The sequence below is a fragment of the Streptomyces sp. NPDC058307 genome (genome assembly GCF_042880295.1).
Classification (GTDB): domain Bacteria; phylum Actinomycetota; class Actinomycetes; order Streptomycetales; family Streptomycetaceae; genus Streptomyces.
This window is the reverse complement of record NZ_JBHVYZ010000090.1, coordinates 9,124-27,295: the sequence shown is the minus strand read 5'-3', so window position 1 is coordinate 27,295 and position 18,172 is coordinate 9,124. Positions and strand designations below refer to the sequence as shown.

Sequence of the window (18,172 nt, the reverse complement as noted above, 5' to 3'; positions counted from 1 at the left end):
ACGAGAGGCCCTTCACTGGTGCGCCGCCAGGGACTCGAACCCCGGACCCGCTGATTAAGAGTCAGCTGCTCTAACCAACTGAGCTAGCGGCGCATGACTCTCGCCGTCCGCCTCTCGGCGGCTGGCGACGAGAAAATACTACCCGGTCCGCAGGGGTGCTTCTGACCACCGCGCTCAGGGGCGCGGGGCAGCTCCCCACGGACCCGCCTCCCCCGCTCCTAGAGCGCCAGTGACAACAGGACCGGAGCCGCCCCCCTGTTCAGACGGTCCGTCGCCTGGCGGAGTCGGTGCGCCTGGTCGAGCGGCAAGGACAGCGCGAGGCATCCCACCGACGACCCCGCGGTGATCGGCACCGCCGCGCACACCGTGCCCACCGCGTACTCCTGGAGGTCGAGGTGGGGGACCGTCGGCGGCTGGGCCTCCAGGCGGGAGAGCAGCAGCTTGTCGCTGGTGATGGTCCGCGAGGTGAGGCGGGTCATGCGGTGCCGGGAGAGATGGTCGCGGCGGCCGTTGTGGTCGAGCTGGCTGAGCAGGCTCTTGCCGAGGGCGGTGGCGTGGGCCGAGGAGCGGAAGTCCACCCACTCGTTGACCGCCGGGGTCGCGGGACCGTCGGCGTACTGGGCGATGGTGACCTCGCCGTCGACGTACCGGCTGATGTAGACGGCCGCGCCGATCGAGTCCCGCAGCTCGTCAAGGGTGCGCTGGAGCTTGTCGCGCAGGGCCTGGTCGCGTTCGTGGGCGGAGCTGAGCCTGGTCAGGGCCTCGCCCGTCACATACGCGCCGTCGGCGACCTGCTCGACGTATCCCTCGCGGCGCAGCATCCTCAGGAGCGCGGTCAGTCGCTCCGGGTCGAGGCCGGTGGTTCGGGCGAGTTCGGTGTCGGTGACTCCGGTGGTGTGCCGTGCCACGGTCTCCAGGACGCGCAGTGCGTCCTGGGCGGAGTGGTACGGCGCGGTCGGTTCGTGCTTCAGCGCCACGGTGTTCCCCCTGCGCTCGCTCGGTCGCACTACTACTGGGCCGTAATCCAGACAGCGATCCCCTCCACGATAACCGGCAAAAGGCTTGTAGTGAGCGGCTGTTGACGAGATTCAGCCCCAGGACCGGACCCTCTCAACAGGGGCGCTGACACTCTGGCATATGCCAGAGGCATGACCCGGGTCCGGGACCTCGAAGGTTGAACTCTGTTCACCTTCCGGGTTCAGAGCACCGCGCTCAGAAATTCCCGGGTGCGGTCCCGCTCGGGGTCGCTGAAGATCTTCTCCGGGGCGCCCAACTCGATGATCCGGCCCGAGTCGAACATCAGGGCCTGGTCGGAGATGTCCCGGGCGAAGTTCATCTCGTGGGTCACACAGAGCATCGTGATGTCGGTGGTGCGGGCGAGGTCCAGCAGCACGTCGAGGACACCCGCGACCAGCTCCGGGTCGAGCGCCGAGGGCACCTCGTCGAGCAGCAGCACCCGCGGCCCCATGGCCGGCGCCCGCGCGATTGCCACCCGCTGCACCGGCAGCGGCCCGCGGCCCGCCCGACGCAGCTGTCCGGCGGGCAGCAGCACCGACGAACCCTATGGCCCGTACGCGGAGGACCGGACGACCCTGGACGCGACCCGCCATGCCGTCGGCCTCCTGCGCGGACCCGCGCAGACGGTGGAGTTCGTCGCACAGAAACCGGATCCTGCTGGGCTCACCCCTGTACGTGGCCCTCGTGGGCTGAGACGGGCGGGCCTGAGACGGGCGGCGCGATCCCCGCGGCCCCCGCCTCGTACAGCGCGTGCGCCGCCCGCAGCACCAGGTCGTCCCGGTGCCGGGCCGCCACGATCTGCAGTCCCACCGGCAGCCCGGCGTCGTCCGTGCCGACGGGCACGCTCGCCGCCGGCTGCTGCGTCATGTTGAAGGGGTACGTGAACGGCGTCCACCCCGTCCAGCGGCGATGCCCCGAGCCCTTCGGGACCTCCGTGCCCGCCTCGAACGCGGTGATCGGCAGGGCCGGGGTGACCAGCAGGTCGTAGGAGTCGTGGAAGCGGCCCGTCCGGCGCCCGAGTTCCATCCGGACGTCCACCGCGGCCAGGTAGTCGAGCGCGCTCATGCGTGCCCCGAGGGCGCGGATCTCCCGGAGCCCCGGGTCCAGCAACTCCCGCTGGTGAGGCCCGAGATGCTGGGTCACCCGGGCCGCCCCGCTGAACCACAGGGTGTGGAAGGCGTCCACCGGGTCGGCGAAGTCGGGGTCGGCCTCGGTGACGTACGCGCCGAGTCCGGCGAGGCGTTCCACGGCACGGCGGACCGCGGCCGCGACTCCTGGCTGTACCGCCACCTGGCCGCCGAGGGACGGCGAGTACGCGACCCGCAGTCCGTGCACCCCGCCCGACAGGGCCGCCGTGTACGGGCCGGCCGCCGGGCCCAGCGCCGACCAGTCACGGGAGTCCGGTACTCCGATGACGTCGAGGAGCAGCGCCGCGTCGGCCGCGTCACGGGTCATCGGGCCGACGTGCGCGAGGGTGCCGAAGGCGCTCGCCGGGTACAGCGGCACCCGGCCGTACGTCGGCTTCAGCGCGAAGATCCCGCAGAACGCGGCCGGGATGCGGACACTGCCCCCGCCGTCCGTGCCCAGCGCGAGCGGCCCCGCACCGAGCGCCACGGCCGCCGCGGCACCCCCGCTGGAGCCGCCCGCGGTGCGCGACGGGTCGTACGGATTGCGGGTCACGCCCGACAGCGGCGAGTCCGTGACGCCCTTCCAGCCGAACTCCGGAGTGGTCGTCTTGCCGAGGAACACCGCACCCTGCTCGCGCAGTCTGGCGACGGACGGCGCGTCCTCGTCCCAACTGCCGTTCTCCGCAATGGTTTTGGAGCCCTTCAGGGTCGGGACGCCGCGCAGCAGCAGGATGTCCTTCACCGTGACCGGTACGCCGTCGACCGTGCCGGACGGCTCCCCGCGCCGCCAGCGGTCCGCCGACGCGCGGGCCTGCGCCAGGGCCGCCTCGCCGGTCACGCGCACGAACGCGTTCACTTCCGGCTGGATCCGCTCGGCCCGGTCGAGAGCCGCCCGGGTCGCCTCCACGGGGCTGAACTCGCCCTTGCGGTAGCCCTCGACGAGTTGTACGGCGGTCAGTTCGGTGAGGTCCCGCATGTGCCCCTCCGCTCGACGTTCAGTGCCCCGGCACGTACCCGCGTTGCTTGTCGACCACGTTGGTGAGTGATCTGCCCGCCTCCCAGCGGTCGTACATCTCCACGAACTGCGCGCCGAGTTCATCGCGCCAGCCGACGGTGTCACCGCTCATGTGCGGGGACACGATCAGGCCGGGGACCCGCCACAACGGGCTCTCGGGCGGCAGGGGTTCGGTGGCGAAGACGTCGAGGGCGGCCCCGGCGATCCACCGCTTGGTGAGCGCCTCCACCAGCGCCTCCTCCACGACGAGCTGACCTCGCCCGATGTTGATGAACCGGGCGGAGGGCTGCATCATCCCGAAGCGGCGGGCGTCGAACATGCCGTGCGTCTCCGCGGTGAGCGGGGCGGCCGCGATCACCCAGTCCGCGCGGGCCATCAGCCGGCCGAGGTCGTCGGGACCGTGGATCCCGGTGCGCGGGCGGCGGCCGACGAGCGCGGTGGTGACGCCGAGCGCCTTGAGGGTGGCGACGATCGCCCGCCCGATGGGCCCGGAACCGACCACGCACGCGCGTGTGCCGGCCACCCGCTGGGACTCCCGGTGCCGCCACACGCCCTCCCGCTGGAGCTCCAGGGTCCGGGGGAGGTCCTTGGCCATCGCCAGGACCAGCGCGGCGACGTACTCGGCGATCGGCCGGTCGAAGACACCGCGCGCGTTGGTCACCCTGGTGTCGGAGGCGGCGAGTTCGGGGCACATCAGGTGGTCCACGCCCGCGCTCGCCGTGTGCACCCAGCGCGGCCGGGGCCCCTCGCCCGGCCAGGCGTCGCGCACCGCGGTCGAGGTGAAGTCCCACACCAGCAGCACGTCGGCGAACGGCAGCCGCTCGGCGAGCGTGGACGCGTCCGCGTGCACGATCCGGACCCGGCCGGTGAGGCTGCCGAGCCTGGGCGGGGGATCGGCGTCCAGGACCAGAAGGGTGGGGACGGACATCCAGGCACCGTTTCTCCGGAGACGGCCCAGTGTCTGACGTGGGCGGATTGACCACGCTCGCACCCGAACCCACCTTCGTCAACACAGGCGTTGTGCACGTTCCGCTGTCCTTCCGTCTCTCACCGTGAGGCCGGTGCCTGCCATGGACGTCTCCTTTCTGGGCTGCCCGCGCCCGCAGCGCGGTGTCGGTGTCGTCGCCCTCTTCGACTTCGCGCTCGACCGCGAGCTGTGGCGCTGGGTCCCCGACGGGATCTCGCTCCATCTGGCCCGCACCCCGTACGTCCCCGTCGAGGTCGGCCTCGACCTGGCCCGCCTGGTCAGCGAGCACGAGACGCTGCACGAGGCCGTGCGCACGCTCAACGCCATCGCCCCCGAGGTCGTCTCGGTGACCAGGTCGCTGGAGGAGTACGTCGCCGAGGCGGGCGTCCAGGTCGCCGGGTGCACGCTGGCATGGGCCTGACCCGGCACATCTGGAAGGTGCCCTACCGCCAGGTCTCCGAGATGGCCCACCAGGCCGTACGGGCCGACGCCCAGGCGCTGTTCATCAGCTGCACCAACCTGCCGACCTACGACGTCATCCCGCAACTGGAGGCGGAACTGCGCATACCGGTGATCTCGGCCAACCAGGTGACCATGTGGGCGGCGTTGCGCCGACTGGGTACCCGAGCCGTGGGACCGTACCAGGCGCTGATCGACCCGGCGGCGAGGACGGGGCCCGCGCGCCCGGAGATCCCGGGTCTGCCGGAAGTCCGGGACCTGCCGGACGAAGAACAGCAGCAGGAAGGCTGGACATGACCGCACTCGGATTCCTCTACCCGGGCCACTCCGCAGAGGACGACTATCCGCGCATCGAACAGCTCCTGGGCAGTGACATCCGCCTGGACGTGGTCCACACCGACATCGGCACGGACGCCCACCGCGTGGACGTCCTCCGGGAGATGGGCTCCGCCGAACGGCTCGCCGCGGGTGTCGAGGAACTGCGCATGTCGGGTTCCGAGTCCGTCGTCTGGGCCTCCACCAGCGGCAGTTTCGTGCACGGCTGGGAGGGCGCCCAGGAGCAGGTCCGCACCCTCGCCCGCACGGCCGGCCTGCCCGCCTCCTCGACGTCCTTCGCCTTCGTGCACGCGGCAGCGGAGGTCGGGGCCGGGCGGGTGGCGGTCGCGGCGACCTACCCGGACGACGTGGCGGGCCTGTTCGCCGAGTTCCTGCGGGCGGGCGGGGTCGAGGTACTCCAGGTGCACGGCGCCGGCATCATCACCGCCGCGGAGGTCGCCACCTGGGGGGAGGAGGAGGTCCTCGCGCTGGCCCGGGAGGCCGACTCGCCGGACGCCGAGGCGGTGCTCCTCCCGGACACGGCCCTGCACACGGCCACCCACATCCAGGCCCTGGAGAAGGAACTCGGCAAGCCGGTCCTCACCGCGAACCAGGTCACCGTCTGGGAGGCCCTGAGGCTGACGGACCGCCGGGTGAACGCACCGGCGATGGGGACGCTGTTCATGAGGGAGCCGATCGTCCAGGTGTGACGCGCGCCTGGGTCAGGGGCTCACCGCCGACGCTCCCGCGGGGCGTCGGCGGTGAGCTCCGCGCGCATGGTGCGCGGTCGGCGGTGCTGACGGTTTCCGTACAGGACGACCGGGCAAGGGGACCTCACCCCGTCGGCGGCTTCCGGTGCACCGAGCCTCCGGCGGCCCGCTTCCCCCGCCTACGGCGATCAGGGCGCCGATCCCGCCGACCGCCCCCTACAGCACGACCGAGGCGGCCCCCCGTCACATCCGGTCCCGGCGGCGGACGGCGCGCAGCCGCATCGTCAGGCCGATGGCCAGCAGGATCAGGGCCACCACGGAATAGGCCCACGAGCCCGAGCCGCGCACGGCGTCGACCGTGGCCAGAATCACCCACAGGGCCGCGACGACACTCAGCGCGGTCCACGCGATGTCGGCGATCCGGATGGACAACTGGGCGCGCTGCCGGGTGCCGGGTTCGAGCGGCCCGAGCTCCGACGACGACCGCGACGGGTTCTCCTGCGTCATGAACGATCCCTCCGGATGGTGTGACGGTGCGCTCCGGGTACCCGGCGGCCCGAGCGGCAAGCGGTCAACTCCCTTACGGGATACGGAAGCCAGCACTCCAGGGACGTTCGCGGCCGCCTCCGGGAACAACCGGGGACAGTCTCCTGTTGTTGTCAGGACGACAGCGCAGGGCTCATGAGCAGGAGGCACCCCACCGTGGCGGAAGACGAGATCCGAGGTACCGCACAGGGCACCGCTCCCGTACCTCTCTCGGTGCTCGACCTGGTCACCGTCGGCGCCGGACGCACGGCCACCGACGCCCTGCGCACCAGCGTCGCCATCGCCAGGCTCACCGAGTCCCGCGGCTTCCACCGCTACTGGGTCGCCGAGCACCACTCCATGCCGGGCGTGGCGTCCTCCTCGCCCGCGGTGATCCTCGCCCACCTCGCCGCCCACACCACCCGCATCCGGCTCGGCTCGGGCGGCGTCATGCTCCCCAACCACGCCCCGCTGGTGATCGCGGAGCAGTTCGGCACCCTGGAGGCGATGGCCCCGGGCCGCATCGACCTGGGCCTCGGCCGGGCCCCGGGCACGGACGGTGCCACCGCGGCCGCCCTGCGCCGCACGGACCGGCTCAACGAGGGCGCCGACGACTTCCCCCAGCAGCTCGCCGAGCTCACCCGCTTCCTGGACGACGACTTCCCGGACGGCCACCCCTACCGCCGTATCCACGCGGTACCCGGCCCCGTCCAGGCGACCTCGCCCGGCGGTGTGCAGTCCCCGCACCGCCCGCCGCTCTGGCTGCTCGGCTCCTCCGGCTTCAGCGCACAGCTGGCCGGCTCCCTCGGCCTGCCCTTCGCCTTCGCGCACCACTTCTCGGCGCAGAACACCGTCCCGGCCCTGGACCTGTACCGCGAGTCCTTCCGCCCCTCCGCGGTCCTCGCCGAGCCCTACGCCCTCATCGGTGTCTCCGCCCTCGCCACCGACGACGAGAGGGAGGCCCGCCGCCAGGTCCGTGCCGCCGCGCTCAACATGATCCGGCTGCGCACCGGCCGCCCCGGTCTGGTCCCCACCCCCGAGGAGGCGGAGGCCTACGAGTTCAGCCCGATGGAGGAGGAGTTCGCGAACTCCTGGAACGCGAACGTCATCCACGGCACCGCCGACGAGGTCCGCTCCGGCCTCGACGACCTCCACAAGCGCACCGGCGCCGACGAACTGATGATCACGGGCAACGCCCACAGCGGCGACGTGCGCCTGCGTTCGTACGAGCTGATCGCCGACGCCTACGGCCTCCCCGCGGCCCCTGCGGTCTCCTAGGCCTGGACGCCCATCAGCCCGGAGATACGATCCGGCGACACCGGCCGTGAGTACAGCCAGCCCTGGCCGGTGTCGCAGCCGATGCGGCGCAGCCGGCTGGCCTGGGCCGAGGTCTCGACGCACTCCGCGGTGACGGTGAGACCGAGGCGGTGGGCGAGCTGGATCATCGCCTCGACGACGATCTCGTCGGCCGGGTTCGGCGGGACGCCCTCACCCTCGTACTGGAAGCCCCGGACGAAGGAACCGTCGAGTTTCAGGACCGAGACCGGGAGGCGGCTGAGGTAGGCGAGGTTCGAGTAGCCCGTGCCGAAGTCGTCGATCGCGATGCCGACGCCCATGTCGCTCAGCGCCTGCAGGGCCTGGAGCGGGCGGCCCGCCGAGCCCATCACCGCGGACTCGGTGAGTTCGAGCTGGAGCAGGTGCGGGGCCAGGCCGGTCTCCGCGAGGGTCTGCGCCACGTCCGCGACCAGGTCGGAGTCCCAGACCTGGCGGACCGCGACATTGACGCTGACGAAGATCGGCGGCTCGTCGGGGCGGTCCAGCTGCCACTGCCGGGCCTGACGGCAGGCGGTGGCGAGGATCCAGCGGCCCAGCGGGACGATCGAGCCGTCCTCCTCGGCCAGTGCGATGAACCGATTCGGCGTCAGCATCCCGAACTGCGGATGGTTCCAGCGCACCAGCGCCTCGACCCCGCGCAGCCGGCCGTCCTCCATGCCCACCAGCGGCTGGTACTCCAGCTGGAACTCGCCGCGCTCGATGGCCGGGCGCAGGGTGGATGCGAGGGCCTGGCGGGTCATGCGGTGGGCGTTGCGCTCGGGGTCGAACAGCGTCCAGCGGTCCCGGCCGTCGGCCTTGGCCCAGTACAGCGTGGTGTCGGCGGCCTGCATCAGCCCGGTCGCCGAGGTGCCCTCGGCCCGCCGCTCGACGACCCCGATCGACGCCGACACCGACATCCGGTGGCCGGAGAGGTCGAAGGGCGCCTGGATCGCCTTCAGTAGCGACTCGGCGAGGTCGGCGAGCTGCTCGGTGCCGGTGGAGTCCTCGACGAGCAGCGCGAACTCGTCGCCGCCCAGCCGCGCCACCAGGGGAGCGGTCGCCCGGCCCTGGCCGGCCTCGTCCGAGCAGCGCGTCAGCCGCTCGGCGACGGCGGCCAGCAGCCGGTCGCCGACCCGGTGGCCGAGGGTGTCGTTGACGGCCTGGAACCCGTCGAGGTCCAGATAGCACAGCCCGATCCGGCCCGTACCGCCCTGCTCGTACGACTCCGGCTCCAGCGCGGCCGTCAGCCGCTCGAAGAACAGCGTGCGGTTGGGCAGCCGGGTCACCGGGTCGTGCATCTGCAAGTGCCGCAGCCGGGCCTGGAGTTCACGGCGGGCGGTGATGTCGGCGACGGACAGCAGGACGCCGGGGGAGCCAAGGGAGTCCGCGGCCAGCGGTGTCACCGTGATCTGCGCCCACATGGAGTGCCCGTCGGGATGCTTGAGCCGGCGCTTGCAGCGCAGCTTCGCCTGACGGCCGCGCAGCACCTCGCGATAGGCGTGCCAGGTACGCGCGTCGGAGGCCAGGTCCACCAGGTCGGCGGCCGGGGTCCCGGTCAGCTCCTCCGGTACGGCGCCGAGCAGCTCGCCGAAGGCCGGGTTGGCGTCGACGACCGTGCCCTCGCGGTCCACCACGGCCATGGCCAGCGGCGCTGCCGCGAACGCCGCGCGATGCGACGGCGGCTCGGTACGAAAAGGTGTCGCGATATCACTCTCTGTAACGGCAGACCCGTCGAGGTCTGTCGCGGGCGCCGGCCCTTCGGACGTTCCGTTCACCGCTAGCTCCCGCAGTGCACTCGATCGCTGTCCGCGCAGGAAAGTGTGCCGATCATAGAGGCTGCCCCCGGGCCCTTCCAGCCATTGCCCGGTCCGGGGGACCGGCAACCCCTTCTGGCAGATCGTTTCTGCCCGCAGCTGGACGGGTCCTTGAGGCTGCAGACCGGTTGTGACGTTCCGTGAGTGATTCGGGGGTGTCGGCCGGTTGGGCAGGTCACGCCGACTCACTCGTCCGGTGCAGGTAAACAGGGCGTACCACCACAAACTCACACAGGCTGGGTGCGGTGTCCCGTGAACCGCTCCCGGAGGTCCCGTTGCCGCGCCCGTTTCCGCGCACTGTGCCGCGCCCGCGACTGCGCAGCACCGCCGCCGTGTTCACGACCATGGCGGCCCTCGCCGCCACCTCCCTCATCACCGGTCCCTCGGTCGCCGGACCCTTCTCCTCGGCGCCCTGCACCCTGGAACGCACCGGGGCCCACCACTCGGAGGGCCTCGACACCTGGAACACCGCCTATCCGCGCCCGGCCCGTGCCCTCGACGCGGTGATGGTCTTCCTGTCCTTCCCGGACGCCCCGCCGTTGACCACCCCTGCCGAGCTGACCGCCGATCACTTCCCGGCCACCACCCGCTTCTTCGAACGCGCCTCCTACGGCCGCTTCACGCTGCGCCCGCACCCGCTGCGGCACTGGATCCGGATGCCGCGCCCGTCGACGGCGTACGTCATGCAGCGCGACTGGAGTGCCGCGCACCGGAGCGCCTATCTGCGGGACGCGCTCGCCGCGGCGGACGGACAGGTCGACTTCTCGCGCTACGACGTCGTCTACTTCGTCGCCGATCCGGACGCGCCCGGCGTCGACTCGGACGCCACGAAGGTCGTCAACCTGGATGTGCCGCTCCAGGCCGACCACACGGACATCCGCCGGGTCGTCACGGTCTTCGAGAAGCACCCGCCGGACCGTCTCGTGCTGGCCCATGAGACCGGGCACGTCTTCGACCTGCCGGACCTGTACCACCGGCCGATGGACGGCAAGGGCGACTGGGACACCTACGTCGGCGACTGGGACCTGATGGGCAGCCAGTTCGGTCTGGCCCCTGATCTGTTCGCCTGGCACAAGTGGAAGCTGGGCTGGCTGGAGCGGCGGCAGGTGGTGTGCGTACGGGGGCCGAAGCCGGTGCGGCTGACGCTGGAGCCGCTGGGTGCCGGTCCCGACCGCGCCGGGATCTTCGGACTCGGGCGCGGCACGAAGCTCGCGGTCGTGCGCACCGGGGTCGACAGCGCGCTCGCCTTCGAGGCGCGGAGTGCGGTGGGCAACGACGCGGCGGTCTGCCGGCAGGGCGTGCTCGTCTACCGCATCCACAGCGGCGCGGCGTCCGGCGGCGGCCCCATCCAGGTCATCGACGCCCACCCCCGCACCGAGGCCTGCTGGGAGAACTCCGTCTACCCACCCCTCGCGGACGCCCCCGTCGACGTGGGCGAGAGCTTCAGGGTGCCGGGGGAGGACGTACGGGTGACGGTGACAGGACGGACGACGACCGGTGCGTGGGACGTGGAGATCGCGGTCGGGTGACGTCCCGACCGACGGCCAGGTGGCCGACGCGAGGGGGTGTGGGTGGCGGAGCCCCCACAACGCGCGGCGCAGCCGCGCAGAAACGACGATGGCGAGGCCGGTTCGCGCTTTCCGCGAACACGCCTCGCCATCGACATCGTGCGCCGCCAGGGACTCGAACCCCGGACCCGCTGATTAAGAGTCAGCTGCTCTAACCAACTGAGCTAGCGGCGCCTGCTGACGTCGTAGACCTTAGCATCCTGATCGGCTGGGGGAAAAATCGATATCCGCACGGCGGTGCGGGCCGCGCGGACGGCTGCCCAGAGCAGGATCTCCGGGCCCGGCAGCCAGGGGTGACGGGTGTCGGGGGCGACCAGCCAGCGGGAGGTCAGTGCCGATTTCGCGGCGCTCAGCGGGGGCGGGACGGTCACGGCGTCGCCGGTGCCGTGACACAGCAGCGGCGGGATCGCCGCCGTACGGCCGCACTCCTCCCATCGCAGCAGGGACGGCAGCCGCTGCGCCGTGCCCGGGGCCGCGAAGAGCAGCATCCGGCCCCTGAGCACCGCTACAGGGCCCGAACCCGGCCCCTCGTCCCACAGCCGGTCGAGCATCCGGCGTCCGAACATCGAGGGGGCGCTGACCACGTCGAAGGCGGTGCCGCAGGGCAGGACGACCGGGGCGGCGGGCCGCTCGTCCCAGAACGACAGGGTGCTGCGCGGATACGTTCCCGCCGAGGCGAGCCAGGCGGCCCCGTCCGCGGTGACGCCGGAGACGTCGAAGTGGTCCGAGAAGGGTTCGTCGCGAGTGCTCATGCCGTCTACATCTACGGGGCGTGAGCGGGTCGTTCCGCGGAGTTGTGAGAACTCGGGACACAAGCGAACAGGGAGGGGTATCTTGCCCGCCCGGCATATGCCAGGTGATGACTCACACGGGATCGGCGTGCCCCGCCCCGCCCTCCGCGCCGCGCAGCAGATCCCGGCCGAACTCGACCATCTTCTTCGCGTAGTCCTCGGTCCACTCGGCACGCTCGGCGATGTCCGCCGTCGTGAGCCGGTCGAAGCGCCGGGGGTCGGCCAGCTGGGCCGCCGCCATCGCCTGGAACTCCACGGCACGGTCCGCCGCCGCGCGGAAGGCCTGCGCCAGCTCGGTGGACCGGGTCAGCAGCGCGCGCGGGTCGTCGATCGACTCCAGGTCGAAGAAGTGCTCCGGATCGTCGGCCACCTGCGCGGGCTCGAACAGCAGGGGCGCGGGGCGCAGCCGCGGCTCGTTCCGACGCGGCGTGGGCTCCGCCATGTCTTCATCCTCCTCGTACGTCGTCCGTACCGACGGCCCGCCGATGCATGGGCCACCGTCCATTGTCCCGCGCCTGTGCAAGAGGGCGGGGCGCCTGCGGCCGTACCAAGGACTACGGCCCCCGCAGTGTTCCCGCTCACGGTCTCCAGGCGACGCGATGCTCCGCCAGCCGTGCCAGTACCGCGTGGTTCGCCTCCCAGCCGTCCGGGAACTTCACCAGGGTTCCCAGCTGGACGGGTTCCGTGGACGGGTAGTCGTCCAGTAGGTCGCTCACACCCGCCCGGCACACCACCACGCACGCGTGGCGGTGGCGGGAGGTCAGGACGCACAGGCGGCCCGTCTCCAGGTGGAAGGCGGTCGCGTCGGGGCGGCCGGAGAGCGGGTGCAGGACGACCGTGACGTCGTACTCGCGGCCCTGGAGACGGTTCGCCGTGTCGACGGTGACCTGCGTGACGCCGAGGTCTGTCAGCGCCGCGCGGACCGCCGCCGCCTGGTCCCGGTGCGCCGTGCCCACGGCGATCCGGTCGGCCGTCAGCGGCGCGGGGTCCGGTGAGCGCTCCGACGTGGCCGCCCCGCCCCGGTCCAGCAGCCGCCGTACGACGGTCGCGACGGCCCGCACCGCCTCCGGGTCCGTGCGCGGAGTGTGCCGTGCGGGCAGCTCCAGCAGGCCCCAGCCGGACTCCGCCGCCGCGTCGATCACCCGGTCGGGGCCCGAGCCGTCCGAGGGGACGCCGAAGGTGAGCCGGCGGTCGTCGTGGTCCGTGCCGCTGCGGAAGGGTGTGTAGGGGTAGAAGGCGTCCGAGACCAGGGGCGCGGCCGAGGCGGGCAGCCGCCAGGACACCGGCAGGCGGTGCTGCGGCAGCTCGGGGTTGTGGGCCAGAAGGGTGGTCACCGCCGAGGCCGAGGGGTCGTACGACAGCCCCGCCCACTGCTCGCTGCCCACGATCGCGAACGGGTCCAGCTGCCCCGGGTCGCCCACGAACAGCGCCCGCTCGAACAGGCCCGCCACCGCCAGCAGCGCGTCGGAGCGCATCTGGTACGCCTCGTCCACGATCGCGTGCGCCCACCGCTCGTCGGCCTTCACATGCCCCCACTTGGCGGCCGTGGAGATCACGACGGGCAGCCCGGCCAGATCACCCGCCTTCGCCGACTTCCGTACGTTCGCCAGCGCGTCCAGCGCCTTGTCGTACGGGTCGGCGTCACTGCTGTGCAGCCGCCCGACCGGCAGCTCGGGGTTCTTCTCGGCGAGCCGCAGGACCAGGTCGTCGACCTGGGCGTTGGTCTGCGCGACGACCATCAACGGGCGCCCCGCGTCGGCCAGTTCGAGCGCCGCGCGGACGACCAGGGTGGACTTGCCCGCGCCGGGCGGGGAGTCGACGACGACACCGCGGTGGGTGCCCTGCAGGGTGTCGTGGAGGATCGCGTCGGTGGCCCGCGCGGCCTCGGCACCGGGGTCGAAGGTCCGGGTGGTCACAGGACATCCTCCGGGGTCAGGGGATCGGCGGCCTCCGGCACGGCCTCACCGGGCGGCCCGCCGTGCGTCCACGGGGTGTCCTCCGGATCGGGCAGCTTCGCGCCGCCGCGCTGCTCGTGCTCGAAGAGCGTGAAGCACACCCGGTCGCCCTTCTCGGGGACGGACCCGGTCTCCGGCTCCTTGCCGCGGCCCATCTTGTCGAGGATCTTGAGGATGACCAGGGCGCCCTCCTCCTCGGAGCCCACGAACTCGGCCGACTGCGGCTTGCCGCCCAGCGAGCGGTACACCTTGGCCCGCTCGCCCAGATGCGGCCGGTCGTCGGTCCGCACGGTCACCAGCGGGCGCGGGCTCGGCCGCTTGCCCTCGCTGTACGTCATCACGACGTCCGTGACCTCCCCGGCGAACGCCTCTCCGGCGAGCCGCCGTCCCGCCATCACCAGCGGGTCGTCGAGTGCCTCCTGCGCCTCAAGGCGGGCCTGTTCGCGCTCGCGCGCGGCGAGCTTGTTGGCGGCGGTGACCGCGTCGTCGCGGCGCGGCTGCGGGGGCTCGCCCGCCACGACCCGGTCGCGGTGGCTCGTGAACGACCAGCGGTCGCGCGTCCACCGCTCCTCGACGTGCGCCCCCTCGGGCAGCGCCCGCAGCAGGTCCACTCCCCGCCACACCGAGTCCCAGGTGGGGCGGGTGTGGTTCGCCACGAGCGCGCGGATCTCCCGCTCGGCGGCGGTGAGCGCGCCGAGCCGATCGTCGGCCTCCAGACCGTCCTCGGCGGCGGCGAGGGTGCTCCGCGCGCGGTCGTAGCGCTCCAGGGCCGGGGCGAGCACCTTGTTGTCGAACGCCGGGTCGGTGGCGGGGCCCGCGGGCGGATGCAGCAGCTGGCCCCGCTCGTCCCGGGCGAGCTCGGCCTCCAGGGCGGCCTCGGCGCCCGAACGGCCCCCGGGCGGGTCGATCCATGCCAGCAGGGCGCCCAGGTGCTGGTCCTCCAGCGTGGACTGGCCGGTGCACCAGTGCCGGGACAGCACGTCCGTCATCGCCAGCAGCAGCGAGGAGCCCGGCACCCGGGCCCGCTCCCCGAAGTGGGTCAGCCACCGGCCCAGCAACGGCACCCGGGGCGGGGCCGGGTACGGCGTCTCCGGGTCCTGCTCCGCCGTACGCCGAAAGCGCATGGACCGCCCGAGCAGCCGTACGAGATCGATGCCCGCGCGGCTCGGCAGGATCAGCTGCGGGGCGTCCGCGCACAGCTCGACCTCGACCTTGACCCGCTTGCCGGTCTCTGGATCGGTCTCGTTGCGCTCGGCGGCCTCCACCGACTCGGCGTACCCGTCGACGTACGGCAGCACGATGTCCGCCAGCTCGGCCAGGAACGCGAACCTGAGGTCACGGTCCCGGGGCTGGGGTACGACCAGGAGGTGCGGGGCGTCCCGGTCGGTGCCCACGAGCGCGCCGAGCGGGGCACCGGCCTCGCCCGCGGTGGTGAGCGGGACCAGGACGAGGGGGTGCTCGGAGAGATGCCGGTGACGGACGGTCGCGGCGGGCTGGGCGCGGCCGGTACTGACGGCTTCCAGCCGGGCGAGCGTCGTGATCAGTGACACGGGGGCTCCTCGTGACGCGGGGCCGTGGGAAGGCCGCGGGCGGGCGTGACGCGGGGCGGGGCCGCGGGGGGTCGGCGCGGCGGCGCACTCACCGCGCGGCACCCCCCGGCACCGCGTCCAGCGCTTCGGCACGCAGCTCGGCCGCCCTGCGCAGGGCCGCCACCGCCGGATCGTCCGGATCACCGGCCTCGCCGCGGGCCGCCGCCAGCACGTCCTCCACCGTCGTCAGGCCGCCCAGCTCCGCGCGCACCGAGCGGCCCAGGGAGGTCACCGCGCCGGCCGCGCGGGAGCGGTCCCGGCAGTGGAAGGCCAGTTCGCACGCGGACAGGCACTCGGGGGCGTAGGTCGCCGGGACCGACTCGACCGCGGCGGTCAGCTCGGCGGCGGGAAGGTCGGGAGCGAAGCAGGTGCCCTCGGGCAGGGCGTCGGCGATGTCCTCGATGCGGGTGAGACGGGCCAACTGGCGGGCGGTGACCGCGCGCTGCTTGCGGATGTCGACGGCCGAGGCGGTGGGCAGGTTGGAGAAGTCCTTGGGGCACACCAGGAGGACCCGATGGCGGACCCTCGGAGCCGGCTCCATGCGGGCGGCGACCTCCTCCAGCGCGAGGACGTACACCGCGGCCTGGCGGGCGGCGGCGCCCACCTTCGAGGGGTCCGCCGAACCGTCCAGCATCGGGAAGGACTTGATCTCCACGACCGTCCAGCTGCCGTCCGGGTGCACCACCACCGCGTCCGGCTCCAGGAAGGCGGGGGAGCCGGCCACGTCGAGCGCGAGCATGGGGTGGTCGAGCAGCGTCCACCCCGCTGTCCCGGTGGCTTCCCGCAGGGCCAGTGCCGTGCGCGCGGTGCGGCCCTCGGGGCCGATCGCGGTGAGGTCGGGCACCTGGGCCCCGGTGGGCGGCTCGGCGCCGCGGTCCAGCCGCTCGTGCACCAGCCGCAACAGCTCCGCGCCGCCGTCCGCCTTGACCTTCGCCTCGAAGGCGTTGCCCCGGGTCAGGGCGAACTGCGACTGCCCGAAGGCGGACGGCGCGCCCAGCGCGCTCGCCAGCGTCGTCTTGTTCACCCCGGCGCCGTCGAGGATCGCGCGCCGCTTGCACCCGGGGTTCGCGGCGAGGGCCGCCAGGGCACGCGCGTCCAGGGCCTTGGCCGGCACCTCGGGCCCGCGCAGCTCAGCGAGCCGCTGCCGCAGCGCCGTCCCCCGCGTCCGTGGGAGCGGCACTGGGCTCGGCTCCGCCTGCGAAGTGGGACTCGCGCTGCCGTGGAATGTGCTCACCCGCGGAAGTCTGGCATCCGGCACTGACAATTGAGGGCTCTGTGCCGCGGGAGGCGACGGATACGGGCGCTATCCGGGCCCGGACACCCGCCGTGGCACGCTCCGCGGCCCGGCTGACGTAGGGGGCGAGCAGGAACCCGAGCCCCATCACCACCGCGCCCGCGACCGCGTCGAGGAAGTAGTGGTTCGCGGTGCCCATCACCACGATCGTGGTGACCAGCGGGTAGGCGACGGCCGCCACCTTCGTCGTACGCGTCCTGCCGTGGCGCCACAGCATCACACCGCACCACAGCGCCCAGCCGACGTGCAGGCTCGGCATGGCCGCGTACTGGTTCGTCATGCCGCCCATACCCCTGGGCGCGCTCGCCTCGCCGCCCCACCAGCCGTACGAGCTGTACTGGGCCATGGTGTCGACGAAGCCGTGGCTCGCCGAGAGGAGGCGGGGCGGGCAGGTCGGCAGCAGGGTGAAGCCGATCAGGCCCATGAACGTGGACGTCATCAGCCAGGTGCGGGCGGCGCGGTAGTGCACGGCCCGGGAGCGGAAGAGCCAGATCAGGATGGCCGGCGTGACCAGGTAGTGCAGCGAGGCGTACCAGAAGTCGGCCGGTACGCCGATCCAGGTCTGGCTGGTGAACAGCCGGTTGAGCGGATGCTCGGCGTTGAGGTAGAGGAACTTCTCGACCTTGAGGATCGCCAGGCCGTGGTCGACGGCGCCCGTGACATCGCCCCTGGCGAGGAGCCGTCCGGCGCTGTAGCAGGCGTACACCAGCACGATCAGGGGCAGCTCGGTCCACCAGCGCAGCCGCGTGTCCGGGACTGCCTCGATGCCTGGTGTCTCGGTCAGCGGCATCCGATCCTGTCCCCCTTCGATTCGCGCGGCGTCCGGCCGTCCTCGTCCGGGGGTGCCACTTTACGGCGTATGTGCGGGCTCCTGTGGAGTGCCCCCACGCAGCGCCTTCGGCCCTCAAAGACGCTGGGAACGCCCTTCGGGTTGCCCTCCCCCAGGGTGCGCGATGATGGAGGGGTTCCGCCTCCGCTTTCCCCCGGAAAGGTTTCTCCATGGCACCGCGCATCCTGCTGGCCCGGCACGGACAGACCGAGTGGTCGCTGTCCGGCAAGCACACCGGCAGGACCGACGTGCCGCTCCTGGAGGAAGGCCGGCGGGGCGCCAAGCTGCTCGGCGAGCGGCTGCACCGGCCCCCGTACGACGGCCTCGCCGGGGCGGAGATACGTACCAGTCCGCTGGTACGCGCGCGTGAGACCTGCGAACTCGCCGGGTTCGGGGAGCGGGCGGCCACCTGGGACACGCTCATGGAGTGGGACTACGGCGCGTACGAGGGCATGACCCCGGACGAGATCCAGGCGGGGCGGCCGGGATGGCTGATCTGGCGGGACGGGGTGCCGGACGGCGAGTCCCTCGACGAGGTCACCGCGCGCGCGGACGAGGTCGTCGCGTGGGCGCGCGCCGCGGACCGGGACGTGCTGGTGTTCGCGCACGGGCACATCCTGCGGTCCATCGGGGCGCGGTGGCTGGGTCTGCCGATCGATTTCGCGGCACGGGTGCGACTGAATCCGACATCCCTTTCGGTTCTGGGCTGGGCTTATGGGGAGCCCGCCATTGAGAGCTGGAACGACTTGGGGCATCTGGGGTCGTAGTCGGGTGCCGTCGTGGGGGGGGGGGGCGCCCCCCCGGGGGCCCGGGGTGACACCCCCCCCCCGCCCCCCCCCCCCCCCCCCCCCCCCCCCCCACACACAAAAACCCACCCCAGCCG

General features: G+C 72.7%; 15 protein-coding genes, 2 tRNA genes and 2 pseudogenes. 5 read left to right on the top strand and 14 right to left on the bottom strand.

Annotated elements, in window-relative coordinates:
- Positions 1-16 precede the first annotated feature (16 nt).
- From ACFVYN_RS38065 to ACFVYN_RS38045, 5 genes and pseudogenes are all read right to left on the bottom strand, one after another.
- Positions 17-93 (bottom strand) — tRNA-Lys (locus ACFVYN_RS38065).
- A gap of 125 nt (positions 94-218) precedes the next feature.
- Positions 219-977 (bottom strand): IclR family transcriptional regulator, encoded by a 759-nt coding sequence (locus tag ACFVYN_RS38060; protein WP_390006856.1) that lies wholly within the window; start codon positions 975-977, stop codon positions 219-221.
- A gap of 221 nt (positions 978-1,198) precedes the next feature.
- A pseudogene (locus tag ACFVYN_RS38055) lies at positions 1,199-1,498 on the bottom strand (L-cystine ABC transporter ATP-binding protein YecC); the annotation flags it as partial.
- Between the two features lie 182 nt (positions 1,499-1,680).
- Positions 1,681-3,120 (bottom strand): amidase, encoded by a 1,440-nt coding sequence (locus tag ACFVYN_RS38050; RefSeq protein ID WP_390006855.1) that lies wholly within the window; start codon positions 3,118-3,120, stop codon positions 1,681-1,683.
- Between the two features lie 19 nt (positions 3,121-3,139).
- A complete protein-coding gene (locus ACFVYN_RS38045; RefSeq protein ID WP_390006853.1) occupies positions 3,140-4,087 on the bottom strand; it encodes a D-2-hydroxyacid dehydrogenase in 948 nt (315 codons plus the stop codon).
- A gap of 142 nt (positions 4,088-4,229) precedes the next feature.
- Here ACFVYN_RS38045 and ACFVYN_RS38040 point away from each other — a divergent pair.
- Positions 4,230-4,882 (top strand): annotated as a pseudogene (locus ACFVYN_RS38040) (decarboxylase).
- Positions 4,879-5,610, top strand: coding sequence for a decarboxylase (locus ACFVYN_RS38035; protein ID WP_390006851.1), 732 nt, complete (start codon positions 4,879-4,881; stop codon positions 5,608-5,610). Before ACFVYN_RS38040 ends, ACFVYN_RS38035 begins: the two are co-directional and overlap by 4 nt.
- Before the next feature lie 243 nt (positions 5,611-5,853).
- On the opposite strand, the gene ACFVYN_RS38030 is transcribed toward ACFVYN_RS38035, so the two are convergent.
- Complete coding sequence (locus ACFVYN_RS38030; protein ID WP_390006849.1) at positions 5,854-6,117, bottom strand: hypothetical protein; 264 nt, start codon at positions 6,115-6,117, stop codon at positions 5,854-5,856.
- A 174-nt stretch (positions 6,118-6,291) separates the two neighbouring features.
- Between ACFVYN_RS38030 and ACFVYN_RS38025 the strand changes: the two genes are divergently transcribed.
- Complete coding sequence (locus ACFVYN_RS38025; RefSeq protein ID WP_390006847.1) at positions 6,292-7,413, top strand: LLM class flavin-dependent oxidoreductase; 1,122 nt, start codon at positions 6,292-6,294, stop codon at positions 7,411-7,413.
- On the opposite strand, the gene ACFVYN_RS38020 is transcribed toward ACFVYN_RS38025, so the two are convergent.
- A complete protein-coding gene (locus ACFVYN_RS38020) occupies positions 7,410-9,224 on the bottom strand; it encodes a putative bifunctional diguanylate cyclase/phosphodiesterase (RefSeq protein ID WP_390006845.1) in 1,815 nt (604 codons plus the stop codon). The two genes, ACFVYN_RS38025 and ACFVYN_RS38020, sit on opposite strands and share 4 nt — an antisense overlap.
- 284 nt (positions 9,225-9,508) lie before the next feature.
- On the opposite strand from ACFVYN_RS38020, the gene ACFVYN_RS38015 reads away from it, so the two are divergent.
- The gene (locus ACFVYN_RS38015) at positions 9,509-10,792 is read left to right on the top strand and encodes a M6 family metalloprotease domain-containing protein (protein WP_390006843.1); all 1,284 of its coding nucleotides are present in this window, start codon (positions 9,509-9,511) and stop codon (positions 10,790-10,792) included.
- Between the two features lie 139 nt (positions 10,793-10,931).
- On the opposite strand, the gene ACFVYN_RS38010 is transcribed toward ACFVYN_RS38015, so the two are convergent.
- From ACFVYN_RS38010 to ACFVYN_RS37980, 7 genes are all read right to left on the bottom strand, one after another.
- Positions 10,932-11,005 (bottom strand) — tRNA-Lys (locus ACFVYN_RS38010).
- On the bottom strand, positions 10,996-11,583 hold the full coding sequence (locus ACFVYN_RS38005; protein ID WP_390006841.1) for a bifunctional DNA primase/polymerase: 588 nt from the start codon (positions 11,581-11,583) through the stop codon (positions 10,996-10,998). Before ACFVYN_RS38005 ends, ACFVYN_RS38010 begins: the two co-directional genes overlap by 10 nt.
- Before the next feature lie 112 nt (positions 11,584-11,695).
- Positions 11,696-12,064 (bottom strand): hypothetical protein, encoded by a 369-nt coding sequence (locus tag ACFVYN_RS38000; RefSeq protein WP_031053073.1) that lies wholly within the window; start codon positions 12,062-12,064, stop codon positions 11,696-11,698.
- A gap of 136 nt (positions 12,065-12,200) precedes the next feature.
- Entirely contained in the window at positions 12,201-13,538 is a 1,338-nt protein-coding gene (locus ACFVYN_RS37995) for an AAA domain-containing protein (protein ID WP_390006840.1), read from the bottom strand.
- Complete coding sequence (locus tag ACFVYN_RS37990; RefSeq protein WP_390006838.1) at positions 13,535-15,127, bottom strand: hypothetical protein; 1,593 nt, start codon at positions 15,125-15,127, stop codon at positions 13,535-13,537. The genes ACFVYN_RS37995 and ACFVYN_RS37990 overlap by 4 nt, the downstream gene beginning before the upstream one ends.
- Positions 15,128-15,215: 88 nt before the next feature.
- Positions 15,216-16,346 carry a hypothetical protein gene (locus ACFVYN_RS37985; RefSeq protein WP_390006837.1) on the bottom strand — a complete coding sequence of 377 codons (1,131 nt, stop codon included), beginning with the start codon at positions 16,344-16,346 and terminating at the stop codon, positions 15,216-15,218.
- A complete protein-coding gene (locus ACFVYN_RS37980) occupies positions 16,297-17,250 on the bottom strand; it encodes a phosphatase PAP2 family protein (RefSeq protein ID WP_390006835.1) in 954 nt (317 codons plus the stop codon). Before ACFVYN_RS37980 ends, ACFVYN_RS37985 begins: the two co-directional genes overlap by 50 nt.
- Before the next feature lie 209 nt (positions 17,251-17,459).
- Between ACFVYN_RS37980 and ACFVYN_RS37975 the strand changes: the two genes are divergently transcribed.
- Positions 17,460-18,056 (top strand): histidine phosphatase family protein, encoded by a 597-nt coding sequence (locus ACFVYN_RS37975; protein ID WP_390006833.1) that lies wholly within the window; start codon positions 17,460-17,462, stop codon positions 18,054-18,056.
- The last annotated feature ends 116 nt before the right edge of the window (positions 18,057-18,172 follow it).

Excerpts from the sequence above, each read along its gene's own strand:
- ACFVYN_RS37980 (WP_390006835.1), bottom strand. The coding sequence starts at position 17,250 with ATGCCGCTGACCGAGACACCAGGCATCGAGGCAGTCCCGGACACGCGG.
- ACFVYN_RS37975 (WP_390006833.1), top strand. The coding sequence starts at position 17,460 with ATGGCACCGCGCATCCTGCTGGCCCGGCACGGACAGACCGAGTGGTCG.
- ACFVYN_RS38000 (WP_031053073.1), bottom strand. The coding sequence starts at position 12,064 with ATGGCGGAGCCCACGCCGCGTCGGAACGAGCCGCGGCTGCGCCCCGCG.
- ACFVYN_RS38035 (WP_390006851.1), top strand. The coding sequence starts at position 4,879 with ATGACCGCACTCGGATTCCTCTACCCGGGCCACTCCGCAGAGGACGAC.
- ACFVYN_RS38025 (WP_390006847.1), top strand. The coding sequence starts at position 6,292 with ATGAGCAGGAGGCACCCCACCGTGGCGGAAGACGAGATCCGAGGTACC.
- ACFVYN_RS38005 (WP_390006841.1), bottom strand. The coding sequence starts at position 11,583 with ATGAGCACTCGCGACGAACCCTTCTCGGACCACTTCGACGTCTCCGGC.
- ACFVYN_RS38050 (WP_390006855.1), bottom strand. The coding sequence starts at position 3,120 with ATGCGGGACCTCACCGAACTGACCGCCGTACAACTCGTCGAGGGCTAC.
- ACFVYN_RS38030 (WP_390006849.1), bottom strand. The coding sequence starts at position 6,117 with ATGACGCAGGAGAACCCGTCGCGGTCGTCGTCGGAGCTCGGGCCGCTC.
- ACFVYN_RS38045 (WP_390006853.1), bottom strand. The coding sequence starts at position 4,087 with ATGTCCGTCCCCACCCTTCTGGTCCTGGACGCCGATCCCCCGCCCAGG.